Genomic DNA, 15,525 nt, shown 5'->3' on the forward strand with positions numbered 1-15,525 from the left:
CTTTGCCTCGTTATGCTTATTAACTCGTAAAAAGTATGAGATTAATAATATGATTAAAATCAGATGACGCTCCCTCTCCCTCCGGGCATTGGTATCTACACATCTTTTTGTAGAGACTCTAATGCAATTTCAGCAATCAGCTTAAGGTCATCAACCGAATGTTCAGATAATAATTGTAGTGTATTCAGTAATATTGACAGACCAGCCAAAATTGCAGGAGCACTTTCCCTTGTTCCTCTTTTTTGTTGCCTTCCTGATAGACGTGTTAGAAAGACTCTAACTCTTGAATTTTTCTCATCATTTTCTCGCTGTATTCGCCAAGTTAATACACATGCCATACTTGCAATTAAGAGTCGTCTTAATATCGCTTGCGGAGTTGTTTGTAGCCATGACTCAATGTCATGGCCCGCCTGTTTTAACAACTTAAAATAGTTTTCTATTTTCCAACGCCAGTAATACCAAGTTGCCAATTCTATACTTGGAATTTCTGATGATACATTACTTAATAAGCTCCAACGAGAAAGTGATTTTCCTTGCTTATTTTTAACTTCAACTACAATCAGTCGAACGGTTAATGACTTTCCCTTTTGTGGTGGAACTCTTTTTCCCGTTTCGTCTTTTTGCATTGGTCTTGCATTACGCGTAATACTGATTTGAGTTTCACCAACATAGAGTTGTTCGCAATTCCCTTTATATTGAATTGTATGGGTTTGTGTAGTTGGTATTTGGTCTGACACTTCCCTTAACTTAACATCTTCTCCTTGATATTCAACACGATTTCCTTCTTTACCTCGAATAAGAAATAAATGTTCTTGTTGATTCAATAATCTAAGATGAGCAATTGAATCTCCTTCACGATCAATAATATGTACGAGTTTCTTTTCTATTGGTAAAGACTCAATATGTTCGATTTGTTCACATAGTGCATTTAAATGGGTTTCTTTTATTTTATGCCCATCAGTAAATGTTGAATAACGTCCAGTAGCATCACATAAAGTTTGATCTAATGGTGCAATGGGTAAACCCGTTTCCGCATCAATTAATAAACTGCTTTGTAATTCATAGCCTTTGTCACTTGCATGTGTTCTTTTGAATCTATTTAACTTGTTGTTATGTTTGAAATATTGTAGTTGAGACCAATCATGAGCAACTAAGGCATAGTGATGGTTCGATAGAGCGATTTGTTCAAGCGCAAGTTTTTGAATAGGCTGATTGAGTTGTTGAAATGAAACGTTTTCGTTATTTAAGAAACGCCAAACTGCTTGGGTTGTAGCAAAGCTAGTCTTTTGGGTAGAGGCAATATCTTTAAGCGCTGGGGCTAATGAAGCAAGTGGATTCATATTAAGTTTTACAAGACTTCCGTAGCGTTTAACTAATCGGTTATCTAAGTGTGGAATGTTAAATTGGAGAGCATGCTCTCCAATTTAACTTAAATAGATTTAATTGTGTAGATACCTATGCCCTCCGGGAGAGGGCTGGGGTGAGGGTGCTTTTCCATATAAAAAATTTTGAAATAAAACAATAGATTTGAATATATGCCAAATTTTTAAAAGCTAAACATACCAATGCCCTAAACAAAGAAAACCCGCTCTAAAGCGGGTTTTCTTTTAAAATTAAATCAGCTTAACCAATCAATTTCTTCATCAATTCATTGACTTGAGCAGGGTTGGCTTTACCACGAGAGGCCTTCATTACTTGACCAACTAGACCGTTGAATGCTTTCTCTTTACCAGATTTATACTCTTCAACCATCTTCTCATTGGCAGCAAGCACTTCTTTGATGATGGCTTCAATGGCACCTGTATCAGTTTCCTGTTTCAAGCCTTTTTCAGCAATGATGTCATCTGCAGTTTTGCCTTCTTCCCACATAAAGCCAAACACTTGCTTAGCGATCTTACCGCTAATTGTATTGTCAACAATACGTGCGATCATCCCGCCAAGTTGTTTTGCTGAAACAGGAGAGTCTTGAAGTTCAAGGCTGGCTTTATTTAAAGCACCAGAGAACTCACCCATCACCCAGTTTGCAGCAACTTTACCTTGAGCCGCGCCGCCAGAAGCAGTAACAACCGCTTCATAGAAGTCAGCCAATTCACGAGATAGAGTCAGTACATGTGCATCATATTCAGTCACAGCAAAGTCTGCGATAAAACGCGCACGACGCGCTTTAGGTAACTCAGGAAGTGCAGCACGAGCAGCTTCGATTTGCTCATTTGCAATGATCACTGGAAGCAAGTCAGGGTCAGGGAAGTAACGGTAATCGTTGGCTTCTTCCTTAGAACGCATTGAACGTGTTTCCATTTTGTTTGGATCGAACAAACGGGTTTCTTGATCAATACGACCGCCATCTTCCAAGATGTCCATTTGACGTTGAATTTCAACATTGATGGCTTGTTCGATAAAACGGAATGAGTTGAGGTTTTTTAACTCACAACGGGTACCAAATGGTTGCCCCGGGCGACGTAAAGATACGTTACAGTCAGCACGGAATGAACCTTCAGCCATGTTACCGTCAGAAATACCTAACCAACGCACCAATGTATGAATCGATTTGATATAAGCAACAGCTTCTTCAACTGAACGCATATCAGGTTCAGACACGATTTCAAGTAAAGGGGTGCCAGCGCGGTTTAAGTCGATGCCAGACATGCCTTCGAATTGATCGTGAATCGATTTACCTGCATCTTCTTCCAAATGCGCACGAGTCACGCCTATACGCTTCACTGTGCCATCTTCAAGCTGGATATCGATATGACCTAGCCCAACGATAGGATTGTCCATCTGGCTGATCTGGTAGCCTTTTGGCGAGTCTGGGTAAAAGTAGTTCTTACGCGCAAATACAGAGGCTTGGTCGATATAGGCATCAATCCCCAAACCAAAACGAATCGCAAGATCAACCACTTCTTGGTTTAGCACAGGAAGTACACCCGGCATTGCCAAGTCAACAAGGCTGGCTTGAGTATTCGGATCTTGACCAAATTCAGTTGATGAACCTGAAAAGATTTTAGACTGAGTTGCAAGCTGTGTGTGAATCTCAATACCAATAACGACTTCCCAACCGTCAATCAGCTTTGACACGGATGGTGCTAACTTTTGAGCTTCAGTCATTATGCATTCTCCTCAGCAATTGCCGCACGTTTAGTATGCCAATCTGTATTTTGTTGATATTGATGCACAATTGAAAGTAATTGTGATTCTGACCAATAGTTACCAATTAACTGTAAACCTACTGGGAGATTATTCGTATCAAAACCAACAGGTGCGTTAATAGCTGGTAAGCCGGCCAAGTTCACCGCAAGTGTATAGATATCGCCTAAATACATTTCGGTTGGACTCAAGTTCGCACCGATTTTGTATGCTGTTGTTGGTGCAGATGGTGCTGCAATCACATCGACATTCTCAAAAGCTTTTAAGAAATCTTGTTGGATTAAACGACGAACTTTTTGTGCTTTCACATAATAAGCATCGTAATAACCAGCAGAAAGCGCATAAGTACCAATCAAGATACGACGTTGCACTTCTGCACCAAACGCTTCTGAACGAGAGCGTTTATAGAGATCTAAAATATCCGTTGGGTTTTCACAACGGTAGCCATAGCGAACACCGTCATAACGTGACAAGTTAGAAGACGCTTCCGCAGGCGCGATCAAATAATAAGTTGGTACATAGGCTTCAGTCATGTTGAGGTCAATCTCAACCAATATCGCGCCCATGTCTTGTAATTTTTTCAAAGATTCTTCAACACGTGCCTTAACTTCTGCATCGAGACCTTGAACATTGAAGTATTGTTTTGGAATACCAATACGTAAACCTTTCACTGCTGTTGCATTTAAGTTTGCAACATAGTCATCTACTTCTTTGTTGATTGACGTTGAATCTTTGAGATCATGTCCAGCAATGGTGTTCATCAAAAAAGCACAGTCTTCAGCAGAACGTGCCATTGGTCCACCTTGATCCAGTGATGATGCAAACGCAATCATCCCGAAACGAGAGACACGCCCATAGGTCGGTTTAAGACCGGTTAAGCCACAGAAAGAAGCAGGCTGGCGAATTGAACCACCTGTGTCGGTACCTGTTGCAAGCGGGGCAAGATCAGCTGCAACAACAGCCGCAGAACCACCAGAAGAGCCACCAGGAACATGTTCTAAGTTCCATGGGTTTTTAGTCGCGCCGTAGAATGAACTTTCAGAGGTTGAACCCATTGCGAATTCATCCATGTTCACTTTACCTAAAGTCACTAGGCCAGCTGCTTTGGCTTTCGCCACCACAGTTGCATCATAAGGTGAAATGAAGTTGTCCAGCATTTTTGAACCCGCAGTGGTTTTAATCCCTTGGGTACAGAAAATATCTTTATGCGCCAGTGGAACACCAGTCAATATGCCAGCAGTTCCAGATTTTAGTAAGTTGTCAGCAGCATCAGCTTGAGCCAATGCTTGTTCGGGAGTGACCGTTACATACGATTTGACACGATCATCAATTTTCGCAATACGGTCCAAATAATGCTGAGTCAATTCACGAGATGAAAATTGGGCAGATTTTAAGCCTTCTGTCATTTCACGAATCGATAAACGGTGTAAATCAGTCATGAGTACAATTCTTTACGATTAATTTTTTAAAATAAGTTCATTTGATCAAATATTATTCAATCACTCTCGGAACGAGGTACAAACCATCCTGAGTTGCAGGAGCAATGGCTTGATATTCTTCACGATGGTTCGCTTCAGTCACGACATCTGGACGAAGTGGTTGCGGATTATCAAATGGGCTCTTAAGTGGCTCAACACCATCGGTATTGATCGCTTTTAAGGTCTCCATCATCCCTAAGATTTTATTTAAACTTTGAGCATATTCAGCAGATTGCGTATCATTCAGCGACAATCGAGCAAGATTGGCGATTTGTGATACAGTTTGTGCATTTAATTCTGCAGAATGCTGAACATCTGAACTTGACATGATGTCTCACCTAATCAGTTTTAAAAAAATTCAAAATATCGTGCGTTATAATAAGCGATTGACTTGTTCAAATCATCACATTTAGTTAAAGTTGCCATCTTGCGTCCATATAAAGTTTAAACTGAGAACGACCCGTGATTCTAAAACGACTAATTGGCTTGTTTTCGCCAGATCTCGCCATTGATTTAGGTACTGCAAATACACTTATTTATGCACCAGGAAGGGGCATTATATTAAACGAACCGACAGTTGTGGCGATTCGTCACAGTGGTTCGCAGAAAATTGTTGCAGCTGTGGGTTTAGATGCTAAGCAAATGCTTGGTCGTACCCCAGCCAATATTTCTGCAATCCGTCCGATGAAAGATGGTGTTATTGCAGATTTCGAAGTTACTGAAACCATGTTAAATCAATTTATTGGTAAAGTGCATGAAAAACGTTTATTTCCACCTGCACCTCGTGTAGTGGTATGTGTACCATGTAAATCAACATTGGTAGAACGCCGTGCGATTCGTGAAGCTGTGTTTAACGCAGGTGCACGTGATGTACGTTTGATTGAAGAGCCTATGGCTGCTGCGATTGGGGCGGGTATGCCTGTTGAGCAAGCATGTGGTTCTATGGTCGTAGATGTGGGTGGTGGTACAACTGAAATTGCCATCATTTCCTTACAAGGTTGTGTGTACGCAGATTCTTTACGTATTGGCGGTGATGTTTTTGATGAACAAATTATTAACTATGTACGTAAAGCACATGGTTGTGTAATTGGTGAAACAACAGCTGAAACTATCAAAAAAGAAGTGGGTATGGCTGTTGCTGACGGCACAACTTTAGAAATTGAAGTTCGTGGTCGTAACCTTGCTGAAGGTGTACCGCGTGCTATTACGGTAACTTCAGATGAAATTACCCAAGCGATTTCTGATCCATTACAAAGTATTGTTTCTGCTGTGAAATCAGCACTTGAGCAAACTCCACCTGAGTTATCTTCAGATATCGCAGAGCGTGGTATTGTGTTGACAGGTGGTGGTGCATTACTGCGTAACCTCGATAAGTTGCTTGCCCAAGAAACAGGTTTACCTGTTGTTGTAGCAGAAGATCCTTTAACTTGTGTAACGCGTGGTGGCGGTAAAGTCTTAGAATTCTTTGACAATCCAAACCATGATATGCTTTTTGTAGGCTAAACTATACTCGATTAAGTTTAAGGATGAGGCGGTGCAACCGAATCTCTTTTCAAGACAACCGCCATCTTTTCGCTCGTTCATCATTGCGGTCATCACTTGTTTGGTAGTGCTGTTTTTTAACTGGCGCATGCCACAAGTGATTCAACCTGCAAGAGATGTCTTGTATGCGGCATATAATCCAATTTATGCCTTAGCAAGCTATCCTGTATTGTCGAAAGAATGGCTAAATCAACAAACTAAATCTGAGGCTCAGTTACGTCGTGAAAATACCGCGATGCAAGCTGAATTGCTTCAGGCTCAAGTACGTCTGCAAAAACTCTCTGAACTTTCTGCTGAAAATACCCGTTTACGTGGTTTGCTCGATACACCATTGATTATCGATGGGCGTATGGAAATTGCAGAAGTGATTGGAACCGATGCTGACCCATTGCGCCATATCATTATCATTAACCGTGGTGAAGCCAATCATTTAAAAGTCGGGCAAACCGTTTTAGATGATAAAGGTATCATGGGGCAAATCATCAACGTCTATCCACATAGTAGCCGTGTCATGTTGCTTTCCGATAAAGAACATTCTTTATCTGTACGTTTAGAAAGCTCAGGTATGCGCGCCATCGTGACGGGAACTGGTGATTTAGGACATTTGAAAATGGAATATGTTCCAACAAGTGCCAATATCAAAGTGGGTGATAAAGTTTATAGTTCAGGTTTGGGGCAACATTTCCCAGCAGGCTATTTGGTCGGTTCTGTATCTAAAGTTATGCGTCATAACACGGGTGAGTTTGCGCAAATTGATGTGGTTCCCGCTGCACAATTAGCAGGTGGTCATCATGTTGTGGTACTTTTCTCTGATTCTTTAGCGATGGAGCAGCCAAATGTTGATCGCTAAGAAATTACCTTCTGAAAAGCAACGTAAAGATCCATTATGGATTATTGTTGTCTCAATTATTATTGGTTCAATTTTAGTGGTTTATCCGATGTCCTATGCATTAGCAGGATGGCGGCCACTGTATATGTTTTTAATCATGCTATTTTGGGTGCTGTGTCAGCCTACATGGTGTGGAATTTGGTTTGCATTTACCATGGGGCTATTTACTGACTTATTGTTAGATGCACCTTTGGGGATGAATGCATTGAGCTATGTGCTGATTGCATTTTTAACTCGCTATTTTATTCGAGAAAGACGTGTACTGACATTTAGTAATCTTTGGATTATTAGTATGTTTGCAATCCTCGCGCATTTGGTATTTACCTTTATGGCACAAGTGATGGCAGGTACGCATTTTTCGATTACCCGTCATTGGCAAACATTGGTTTCGAGTATTTTTTGCTGGCCAGTTCTTTATTATTTATTAAGAAGATGGCGCATTTAATTCTGGCCTCAGGCTCGCCAAGGCGTAAAGAGCTGCTTTTACAAGTGGGCTTGGATTTTAGCATCCACAGCCCAGATATTGATGAATCTGTCTTGGAACATGAACAGATTGAGCAGTATGTACAACGTTTGGCTGAAAGCAAAGCCAAAGTGGTACTGAAATTGCACCCACAAAGCACTGTCATTGCTGCAGATACAAGCTTGGTTTTTGCCAATCAAATTATTGGAAAGCCAACATCGAAGCAGCATGCTTTTGAAATATGGACATTATTGTCAGGTCAAAAACATGAAGTGTTGACAGGTGTTTGCGTTGCAAATGCACATCAATTATTGAGTGTCGTGGTTCGCACGGAAGTTGAGTTCCAACAATTCAGTCTGAATGATATGGAAGAATATTGGGCTACAGGTGAACCTTTGGGGAAAGCTGGCGCATATGCAATTCAAGGCATTGCGGCAAAGTATGTGACAGGTATAAAGGGTAGTTATAGCAATGTGGTTGGGCTACCGTTGCATGAAACGATACAGTTACTTGATCGTATAGATCAGCGCAGTTGAGGCACTAAATTAACTGCTGAAAAGAATTTTTATAATGTTTTGAGTTTAGTTATGTCTGACGAGTTATTGATTAACGTCACACCTATGGAATGTCGTGTGGCGCTAATTCAAAATGGTACGGTCAACGAACTGTTTGTTGAACGAACTGTTAAACGCGGGTTAGTCGGGAATATTTATAAAGGAAAAGTTGTCCGTGTACTTCCAGGGATGCAAGCAGCCTTTGTCGATATCGGGTTATCTCGTACTGCATTCTTACACATCAATGATATGATTTGGCCGCGTAATCAACCTACGCCAAATGTCTTTGAGTTATTACAACCCGGTCAAATTCTGACGGTTCAAGTGATGAAAGACATGTTGGGCACCAAAGGTGCGCGACTCAGTACCGATCTTTCTATCCCATCTCGTTATCTTGTCTTGATGCCATATGGCAGTCATATTGGTGTATCGCAACGGATTGAGTCGGAAGAAGAACGTGACCGTTTACGCTCGATGATTGAAAGAATTCAAAGCGAGCATAAGTTGCCGGGTTCAGTGATTGTACGTACAGCCGCTGAAGGAATTGAAGAGGCTTCAATTGCTCAAGATATGGCATATTTAGCCAAGCTTTGGGAATTTATTCAGAAAAAACAAAAAATTATTGCAGTTCCTTCGTTGATTTTTGAAGAGCTTCCTTTACCACAACGTGTTATTCGTGATTTAGCCAATGATGATACGGCAACGATTTATGTCGATTCACGAGAAATACATGCCAAGTTGCAAGAGTTCGTTTGTGAATTTGTACCGAGTATGGAAAGCCGCTTGCAGCATTATCCTGGTGAGCGTCCACTTTTTGATTTGTACAATGTCGAAGAAGATATCCAAAAAGCATTACAAACCCGTGTAGCTTTGAAGTCAGGTGGCTATCTGATGATCGACCAGACTGAAGCGATGACCACAATTGATGTCAATACAGGTTCGTATGTTGGTGGGCGCACGCTAGAAGACACTGTGTTTAAAACCAATATGGAAGCGACACAGGTGATCGCGCGCCAATTACGCTTACGTAATTTGGGTGGCATTATCATTATTGACTTCATTGATATGCAGGAAGCTGTACATCGTGAAGAGGTCATGAACCAGTTTGATAAAATGCTGGAACGTGACCATGCAAAAACCAAGATTACCCAAGTCTCTGAACTTGGCTTAGTTGAAATGACACGTAAACGTACCCGTGAATCATTAGAGCATTTGTTGTGTGAATCATGTCCGACCTGTCAAGGGCGCGGATTTGTGAAAACAGCAGAGACAGTATGTTACGAAATTTTTCGAGAAATCTTAAGATATACCCGTGCTTATGAGTCTAAGAGTGGCTTTACTGTTATCGGTCATCCATCGGTGATTGATCGCCTATTAACTGCGGAAGCCCCAGCTGTCGCGGATTTAGAGCATTTTATTAATCGCGTGATTAAATTCCAAGTCGAAAATTTATACACGCAAGAGCAATACGATATCATTTTGAGTTGAAATTGTAACAGGATGTCGTTAAACAGTTGTTACATCTGAAATTTTACTTTTTCAACTGATTTCACAATACTAGATTACAAAGGTAGCCAAAGACTTTCTCCCTTTCACAGTCTTAGCAAGTGAGGTCATAAAATGAGTGTAAGTGAACAATTAATCAGTCGTAGTATCAAGCATGTGTTGGAAAGCCAGCCTAAAAATACATGTGTTATGTTAGATGACAATGGTCAAGAAGTGAAAATCACCAAAGACATGGTGGTTAATGTCTGTCATCAACTGTTAAATAAGTGTCGTAATGTTAAAGATTAAGGGGCATATATTAGCCCCTTAATTTTTGAATCAATTTATGTTTTTATCTCTCAATCAACACTAAAATCAATTATAAAATCCTATACTAACTTTCGTGCTGCAACAGATTCCTTCGCTACATCTTGAGTATCCGTTTTTGCCTTGGCTTGAGCGTTTGGCTTTTTATCGGCGAGTTCTAGTGCATTTTTCTCTGCAATAATTTGCTCAAACTTTTGGATTTCATTTTCCAAATGCGTGAGAAGATTCTGCAATTTAGGTAGAGATTTACGGCAACCGGTTAAACCGACTTCTAATTTATCTAAATAACTGGTCATGGTGATATTTAGTGCCTGACCATCCAAAACAATAGAAACAGGGTAGAGAGCATCTAATTTAGCGCCATTCCAATACAAAGGTTCACGTGGTCCAGGTACATTGGAAATGATTACGTTAAACGCCTGACGTTTTGGCATAAGTCCTGATGCAATATTCACACCTGCTGCACCAAAAACGAAAGCACTATAATTTAAGATTTGATCAGAGCTCATACGTTTAAAACGATTTTTTGCATTTTGTACACTGCGTTTAATAATGTCTAAACGCTCTAAAGGACTTTCTTTATGTGTACCTAAATTTGCCAAAATCATGGTGATACGGTTACTCATATCTGAGTCATCATCACGTAATGAGGCTGGAACCATCGCAATCAGTGGTTTTTTCGGTAAAGCTTCTTGTGTGATTAAATAATCACGTAACGCGCCTGCACAAACAGCAAGCACCACATCATTAATCGTAACACCAAGGGCTTTGGAAATATCTCTAAAACGATCAAGTTCAAAAGACTGAGCAGCGAAACGACGTGATGAACTTACCCGTTGGTTAAATAAACTGCTTGGTGCTTGGAAGCTTGAAACATAATCGGGGTTTTTCCCCATTTCTTTAAATACTGTTTGGAACAGCTCTTGAGTCACTTTAGGTGCTGCTTCAACTTGTCCTTTTAAAGCAGAGAATATTTTTTTAGCTTTATCCAGTTTAGTTTCTTTTAAACGTTTTGCCCGTTTACCTTCGACACACCAAGGCGGAATAATAGTTTTGGAGTCAGCATCTTTTGAAAATGATTTTTCCACCAGACGCATACCAGCCACACCATCAATCATGGCATGATGGATTTTAAAATACATGGCAAAGCGATTACCTTCAATCCCTTCAATAATATGACAGGTCCAAAGCGGCTTAGCTCGGTCAATCAACGAACTATGTTCCTGTGAAATATAAACCAATAATTCACGGATACGCCCCGGATGAGGTAATGCGATATGACGGAAATGATGGTCAATATCAAACTCTTCATCTTCATCCCAAAACATGCCGCTTAAGCGGTTGTTAAAGGGTGGAACAGGAATAGATTTTGAATTACGAATATCCGCAACGAGATCTTGAATGAAGGTAGAAGGTGCATGTTCTGGTATTTCAAATAAGAATAGCCCACCAACATGCATGGGTTGTTGACGTTTTTCTAAATTTAAAAAAATAAAATCAATAGGGTGTAATGGGCGCATAGTCTTGGATTGCCTCACTGCAATTTCTACAACAACTCTTTTATGAGCTGGTGAATTGTTAGAATTATAGAACCGTGTAACTTGGGTCTGTTGATCATTCGTCCATGTTTACAACGATGTGATGTTGGAAAACATCAGGTACATCGTTACATTTTGTGTTGCCAACAATGCAGCGCTTTGTTGGCATTCTGGGTATAGCTAAAATTTCTCAGTTTGAGTGATGAAACCTGAAAATAGTCTCACTATTTTTTCATGCCTTTGCCTACTCAACTTTAGCCTATAACACAAGCTATAGATGAAATATCAACAAACCTTAGTATAAAACTTTTCTAAGCGTAAAATCCAAGCATTTCGATGAACGTTAAGTTAATAAAAATTCATGAGTTTTAATGAGTTTTCCTGATATTACTTTTTTAAATTGCCTGCGTGTAAGCCACATTCTTTATGTGTTGCTTCTTCCCACCACCAGCGACCTTCGCGTTCATGTTGATTTGGCAATACTGGACGGGTACATGGTTCGCAGCCAATTGAGATAAAGCCTTTTTCATGTAATGGATTATAAGGAATCTCCATCATACGAATATAGTTCCATACATCCGCACTTGACCAATTGGCCAATGGGTTATATTTAATCAGTTGTTTGCCTTCACCAGAAAAACCGCTATCCGTTTGAATGACTGGAATTTCCGTACGTGTACCTGGACTTTGATCTTTGCGTTGCCCAGTAATCCAACCATCTAAAGTGGCTAATTTTTTACGTAGTGGCTGAACTTTTCGGATACCACAGCATTCTTTATGATCATCTTGATAGAAGCTAAATAAACCTTTTTCATTGACCAACTGTTGAACGGCATCGGCTTCTGGAAAGCAAATCTCAATTTTAATCCCATAGTGCTTACGTACGGTTTCAAGAAATTGGTAGGTTTCAGGGTGTAAACGACCTGTATCTAAACTAAAAACACGAAATGGCTTACCTAAATTGTGTGCCATATCGATAAGAACAACATCTTCTGCGCCAGAAAATGAAATTGCAATTTCACCTTGCTGAGAAAGCGCAAGTTCTAAAATTTCAGAAGGTGATTTGTCGGCATACTCAGTCGCAAGTGCGTCCACAAGATCTATGGTTGGAATGGCGGTCATATCTGCTCCTGGCAGTTAGCTTGAAGCTACAATTTTCGTAAACATGTTCAAAAGATATTTGAATTTAAGCATTTTGGCAAAAATTAGGTCAATTCAACTTATGTGAATTGCTGCTTTTGACGATCCAGATATTTTAAAGTAAATGAAATATGCTACTTAGCAGATTAATTAAAATGCTTATGAATAAAACAGATTTGTAAATATTCACAAGCCTTATGCATAACCAAATGAAATAGGGTTGCTGTAAAAACTTTCAGCATTATTTTTAAACTTTAGTGCTATGATAAGCCCAAAATTTTTAACTGACATTTGGGAGAACCCATGGAAATCGTATGTCTTGATCTTGAGGGTGTATTGGTACCAGAAATCTGGATCAATTTTGCTAAAAAAACAGGAATCAAAGAATTAGAAGCAACAACTCGTGATATTCCTGACTACGATGTGTTGATGACTCAACGTTTAAATATTCTTAAACAGCATGGTTTAGGCTTAAATGACATTCAAGCTGTGATTGCAGACATGGGGCCATTCCCGGGTGCAAAAGAGTTTGTAGAATGGTTACGTACCCATTTTCAGTTGATTATTCTTTCAGATACATTTTATGAGTTTGCACATCCGTTGATGCAACAGTTGGGTTGGCCAACAATTTTCTGTCATAAATTAGAAACTGATGAAAATGGTATGATCACTGCGTATAAATTGCGCCAACCTGATCAAAAACGTGAAGCTGTAAAAGCCTTACATGGTCTAAATTACCGTGTAATCGCAGCAGGCGATTCGTATAACGATACAACCATGTTGGGTGAAGCTGATCATGGTTTCTTATTTGATGCGCCTGAAAATGTGATTCGTGAATTTCCACAGTTCCCGCCAATTCATGGTTATGATGCACTGAAAGAAGCGATTCGCAAAGCATCTATTCGTGATATTCCAGCTTAATCTAAGATTTAAAACCAAAGGCGCTCAATGCGCCTTTTGTTTTGCTTTGATTTTTAACACGCTTTAATGAATGTTCTGTTTATTTTTAAACGCAAAAACAAACGCCAAGCTGGCCAACAAGATAATCATACAAATATAGACATCTGCAGTAAAAATTAAGCCCACTTTATTGACAAAGTATCCAGCAATAATCGCAGGTATACTAAAGGCCAAATAGCTTTCAACAAAAAATGCGGCCATTAAACCTGCACGTTGTTCAGGTAAAGCTAAGGGCATAACAGCACGAATTGCACCCATAAAACCTGTACCAAAGCCAACCCCTGTCACCACAGCACCAATAAACAATAAGATTGGTTGCACCAGATGAATGCCAAGCAAAATAACACTTGAGCCCGAGACAATCGTAATTGCAGCAGTGACTAAAATTTTAAATGTTGGCGCATTGCGCAGGGTTAAAATCCCAACAGCCCCTGAAACTGATAGGGTAATAAACATCATGCCATTCAACCATGCCGATTGCACATGGAAAGCTTGAGCCAGCAATGAAGGCATTAACGAGAGGAAGAACCCACTGACCATCCATAACGAGATATTAATTGGACTTACGATCAAGAGTGCTTTTCGGGTTTGTACTGGAACAGTCAGTTGCGGTTTTAATGATGCCAAAGCACCCACACGTTTAGTTGCTGTTTCAGGGCTAAAAATTGCGATAAATGTGGTAGATACAAACAGAAAAATGAGTATTTCAAAAATAAGTGTCAATGGAACAGTCGAAAACTCTAAAACAATGCAGGTCATTAGCATACCCGCAGCCATACCAAGCATTGGAGAAATACTATTAATTAAAGAACCCTGTGTTTTACTCAGATCAAGCAAAGCTGCTCCAAACGTAGATGCGGCTAAAGCCGTGGCAATACCTTGCAGACCTCGTGCGATAAACAGCATTTCGATATTGGATGCAAACAAGAAAAAGCCCATGGACATAATTTCTAAAATCAAAGCCACAAAAATAACCGGCTTACGTCCAATATAATCAGACAATGATCCTGCCACCAATAGGGTTAATAGCAATGCAAACGCATAGGTGGCAAAGATAAGCGTTAATAAAACAGGAGAAAAATGGAAGTGTTGTTGATACAAGCGATATAACGGTGTTGGTGCGCTTGAGGCTGCCAAAAAGGCCATTAGGGTAAAAGTATGTGTGTACAGTGCAGCATTATGGCTTAATTTATAGGAAGTCACTTGACGATTAAAATTAGAGTTGCGCATAATCAACATGTACATAAAAGCTATTAATTAGCTTTTATACCGTATTTTGGATTAAACACAAAGGTTTAGCTAAGATGATTTTTGATTAAAGCTGTTCTTCAAGCATTAACCCATTGATAGATTTTCATTTATAGATTTGTAGTGATTTACTGATGACGAAAGTGATTACAGGTTTGCGTCCCGGTGGGCGCAGTGCACGAATACAAGCTGCAGTTCATAATGCGGTGCAAACATTACAGCACAATGTTGCTGTGGCAGATTTGACGATTCCGATGATTGCTGAATATGCAGGAGTCACCCCCTCTACGATCTATCGACGTTGGGGAGATTTATCTCAACTGCTTGCGGATGTTGCCTTTAATATTTTACATCCAGACAATGTGCCTGCGGATCTTGGTAATTTTAAGCAAGACTTATATGCATGGATGGAGCAATATTTTGAGGAATATGCCTCACCCGTTGGGCGTACAATCTTAAGCGATATTGTGGCGGAAAATGATTCGCCGACCTCTGGTAAGTGTTATGACTTTTTGATTCAACAGTTAGATATTATTCAGCAACGTGCCCAACAAAGGAATGAAACAAGCATCGACAATCAATTGATTATTGAAATTGTGATTGCACCCATGTTGCATCGGATTTTATTTACCGAACAAGAATCGAGTTTGGACTATATTCACCACTTATTGGCGCGTTTGTTTAATTTTGCGGATGTCTTAAAAAACACGACATCCGATTTTGAGTAGTAAACAGGTACACAATCATTTCGGCTTTG

At 39.9% G+C, this 15,525-nt stretch carries 15 protein-coding genes; 8 read left to right on the top strand and 7 right to left on the bottom strand.

Annotated features, from left to right (window positions below; all coding sequences use genetic code 11):
- Nucleotides 1-95: 95 nt before the first annotated feature.
- The 4 genes from L3V46_RS05605 to gatC form a co-directional block, all read right to left on the bottom strand.
- Nucleotides 96-1,340 carry a transposase gene (locus tag L3V46_RS05605; RefSeq protein ID WP_239045165.1) on the bottom strand — a complete coding sequence of 415 codons (1,245 nt, stop codon included), beginning with the start codon at nucleotides 1,338-1,340 and terminating at the stop codon, nucleotides 96-98.
- Between the two features lie 283 nt (nucleotides 1,341-1,623).
- Nucleotides 1,624-3,105, bottom strand: coding sequence for an Asp-tRNA(Asn)/Glu-tRNA(Gln) amidotransferase subunit GatB (gene gatB, locus L3V46_RS05610; protein ID WP_239045166.1), 1,482 nt, complete (start codon nucleotides 3,103-3,105; stop codon nucleotides 1,624-1,626).
- Nucleotides 3,105-4,583 (bottom strand): Asp-tRNA(Asn)/Glu-tRNA(Gln) amidotransferase subunit GatA, encoded by a 1,479-nt coding sequence (gene gatA / locus L3V46_RS05615; protein ID WP_034610768.1) that lies wholly within the window; start codon nucleotides 4,581-4,583, stop codon nucleotides 3,105-3,107. Before gatA ends, gatB begins: the two co-directional genes overlap by 1 nt.
- A 52-nt stretch (nucleotides 4,584-4,635) precedes the next feature.
- Complete coding sequence (gene gatC / locus L3V46_RS05620) at nucleotides 4,636-4,950, bottom strand: Asp-tRNA(Asn)/Glu-tRNA(Gln) amidotransferase subunit GatC (RefSeq protein WP_004717422.1); 315 nt, start codon at nucleotides 4,948-4,950, stop codon at nucleotides 4,636-4,638.
- A gap of 134 nt (nucleotides 4,951-5,084) precedes the next feature.
- Between gatC and L3V46_RS05625 the strand changes: the two genes are divergently transcribed.
- The 6 genes from L3V46_RS05625 (at nucleotide 5,085) to L3V46_RS05650 (ending at nucleotide 9,864) form a co-directional block, all read left to right on the top strand.
- A complete protein-coding gene (locus L3V46_RS05625; RefSeq protein ID WP_004717418.1) occupies nucleotides 5,085-6,125 on the top strand; it encodes a rod shape-determining protein in 1,041 nt (346 codons plus the stop codon).
- Nucleotides 6,126-6,156: 31 nt separating this feature from the next.
- Entirely contained in the window at nucleotides 6,157-7,014 is an 858-nt protein-coding gene (mreC, locus tag L3V46_RS05630) for a rod shape-determining protein MreC (RefSeq protein ID WP_004717416.1), read from the top strand.
- Complete coding sequence (gene mreD / locus L3V46_RS05635; RefSeq protein ID WP_004717415.1) at nucleotides 7,001-7,498, top strand: rod shape-determining protein MreD; 498 nt, start codon at nucleotides 7,001-7,003, stop codon at nucleotides 7,496-7,498. The genes mreC and mreD overlap by 14 nt, the downstream gene beginning before the upstream one ends.
- Nucleotides 7,486-8,052: a Maf family nucleotide pyrophosphatase gene (locus tag L3V46_RS05640; protein WP_239045167.1), complete on the top strand. Its 567-nt coding sequence runs from the start codon at nucleotides 7,486-7,488 to the stop codon at nucleotides 8,050-8,052. The genes mreD and L3V46_RS05640 overlap by 13 nt, the downstream gene beginning before the upstream one ends.
- Before the next feature lie 51 nt (nucleotides 8,053-8,103).
- Nucleotides 8,104-9,558: a ribonuclease G gene (gene rng, locus L3V46_RS05645; RefSeq protein ID WP_004717413.1), complete on the top strand. Its 1,455-nt coding sequence runs from the start codon at nucleotides 8,104-8,106 to the stop codon at nucleotides 9,556-9,558.
- 132 nt (nucleotides 9,559-9,690) lie between these two features.
- Nucleotides 9,691-9,864, top strand: a complete 174-nt coding sequence (locus L3V46_RS05650) for a PA1571 family protein (protein ID WP_004717412.1) — start codon at nucleotides 9,691-9,693, stop codon at nucleotides 9,862-9,864.
- A gap of 80 nt (nucleotides 9,865-9,944) precedes the next feature.
- On the opposite strand, the gene L3V46_RS05655 is transcribed toward L3V46_RS05650, so the two are convergent.
- Together L3V46_RS05655 and L3V46_RS05660 are read right to left on the bottom strand one after the other, a co-directional pair.
- Entirely contained in the window at nucleotides 9,945-11,402 is a 1,458-nt protein-coding gene (locus L3V46_RS05655) for a wax ester/triacylglycerol synthase family O-acyltransferase (RefSeq protein WP_209827326.1), read from the bottom strand.
- Between the two features lie 405 nt (nucleotides 11,403-11,807).
- Nucleotides 11,808-12,542, bottom strand: coding sequence for a phosphoadenylyl-sulfate reductase (locus tag L3V46_RS05660; RefSeq protein ID WP_239045168.1), 735 nt, complete (start codon nucleotides 12,540-12,542; stop codon nucleotides 11,808-11,810).
- 321 nt (nucleotides 12,543-12,863) lie between these two features.
- Here L3V46_RS05660 and thrH point away from each other — a divergent pair, with 321 nt between their 5' ends.
- Nucleotides 12,864-13,481 carry a bifunctional phosphoserine phosphatase/homoserine phosphotransferase ThrH gene (thrH, locus tag L3V46_RS05665; RefSeq protein ID WP_004717409.1) on the top strand — a complete coding sequence of 206 codons (618 nt, stop codon included), beginning with the start codon at nucleotides 12,864-12,866 and terminating at the stop codon, nucleotides 13,479-13,481.
- A gap of 63 nt (nucleotides 13,482-13,544) precedes the next feature.
- Here the strand turns inward: thrH and L3V46_RS05670 are convergent, their stop codons facing one another.
- Complete coding sequence (locus L3V46_RS05670; protein ID WP_239045169.1) at nucleotides 13,545-14,750, bottom strand: MFS transporter; 1,206 nt, start codon at nucleotides 14,748-14,750, stop codon at nucleotides 13,545-13,547.
- A gap of 152 nt (nucleotides 14,751-14,902) precedes the next feature.
- Between L3V46_RS05670 and L3V46_RS05675 the strand changes: the two genes are divergently transcribed.
- Nucleotides 14,903-15,496, top strand: coding sequence for a TetR/AcrR family transcriptional regulator (locus tag L3V46_RS05675; RefSeq protein ID WP_239045170.1), 594 nt, complete (start codon nucleotides 14,903-14,905; stop codon nucleotides 15,494-15,496).
- The last annotated feature ends 29 nt before the right edge of the window (nucleotides 15,497-15,525 follow it).

Origin of the sequence: Acinetobacter sp. AG3 (assembly GCF_022343575.1) — a bacterium.
In the GTDB taxonomy this organism is placed as follows: domain Bacteria; phylum Pseudomonadota; class Gammaproteobacteria; order Pseudomonadales; family Moraxellaceae; genus Acinetobacter; species Acinetobacter guillouiae.